Origin of the sequence: Paenibacillus sp. CF384 (assembly GCF_900106745.1) — a bacterium.
GTDB lineage: Bacteria > Bacillota > Bacilli > Paenibacillales > Paenibacillaceae > Paenibacillus_Z.
The window spans coordinates 1-1,365 of sequence record NZ_FNNV01000046.1; the positions used below are offsets into that span (position 1 = coordinate 1).

At 46.4% G+C, this 1,365-nt stretch carries 1 protein-coding gene; it reads left to right on the top strand.

Annotated features, from left to right (window positions below; genetic code table 11):
- Positions 1 to 105: 105 nt before the first annotated feature.
- A complete protein-coding gene (locus tag BLW29_RS31050) occupies positions 106 to 1,299 on the top strand; it encodes an IS256 family transposase (protein ID WP_090986989.1) in 1,194 nt (397 codons plus the stop codon).
- The last annotated feature ends 66 nt before the right edge of the window (positions 1,300 to 1,365 follow it).

The window sequence follows — 1,365 nt, forward strand, 5'->3', positions numbered from 1 at the left end:
GGCGATGTAAAATAGTTTGTGTACCAAGATTTGGAGCCTTAACAGGCAGCAAAAAAGTAGGGTATTCTCGGGGTTACCACACGCACCAAGAAGGAGCCCTACTCGATGACTACTTTACCCGAAAATATGTTCAATGATCTACTGGAAAATGCAGTAACTCGCCTTGTTAAAGAAAAACTAGAATTGCTTTTGCGTGAAGAAATTAAGAACTTCCTTGAAGTCGAACAAGAAGATCAACACAATAGCCGCAATGGTTATTACGAACGCACTTACGAAACCCGTCATGGCAAAATTGACAATCTCAAGGTGCCTCGGGACCGTAATGGGGAGTTTCAAACGCAGCTGTTCGAACCCTACCAGCGTCGCGAAGGGTGGTTGGAGGAGGCCATCATTCATATGTACAAAGGCGGCATGAGTACACGAGATGTCGCCAAGTTCATTGAAAGCATGTATGGAACTCAGTACTCACCGACCACCATCAGCAATATTACTCAGACGGTTATGGAAGACATCGAAGCGTGGCAGAAGCGGCCTTTGGAGCGACGCTATTCCGTCATCTACTTAGATGGATTGTACGTCAAACTCAAACGGAACACGGTCAGCAGTGAGGCTGTTTACCTTGCAATGGGCATTGACGAGAGAGGCTACCGGCAGATCCTAGGTTTCTATGTTGGCGGGCAGGAGAGTGCTAACGGTTGGCGAGATGTGCTTAAAGATATTCACAGTCGTGGAGCTACCGATGTGCTCCTTGGGGTGTTTGATGGCCTGCCTGGTCTAGAAAATGCCTTCAAAGAGATTTATCCCAAAGCCGACGTGCAGCACTGCATCGTACACAAGGTGCGCAGTACGTTCCCGAAGATTCGTGTATCAGATAAGACTGAATTTCTTGAAGATCTGAAGGCAGTGTATAACGCAACGGACGGCGGCGTGGCGAAGGCCATATTCAGCGGTATCCAGGCAAAGTGGAAGAAACTATACCCAAGGGAGATGAAGTCATGGGAAGATCAACTTCCTACTTTACTCACCTTTTTCGACTATCCACCGTTAATCTGGCCGGCTATTTATACGTCAAATGCAATTGAAAGAATGAACAAAGAGATACGCAAGCGCCTTAGGCCGATGAACAGTTTAACCAACATTGAAGCTGCTGAAAAAATCATTTACCTGCAGGCACTCGACTACAATGAAACGTGGAGCAGACGTGCCATACGTGGCTTTGTAGATCAAGAAACAAAAGATTTACTTGAAAAAAAGTATGTTGAAAGATATCCGAGCTTGGAAGTTTCGGTGGGGGAGTAGCCTCCCCCACCGAAACTTCTCACACCTCGAGCTTATTCCTACTTACACAAACTTCTTGACGCTACC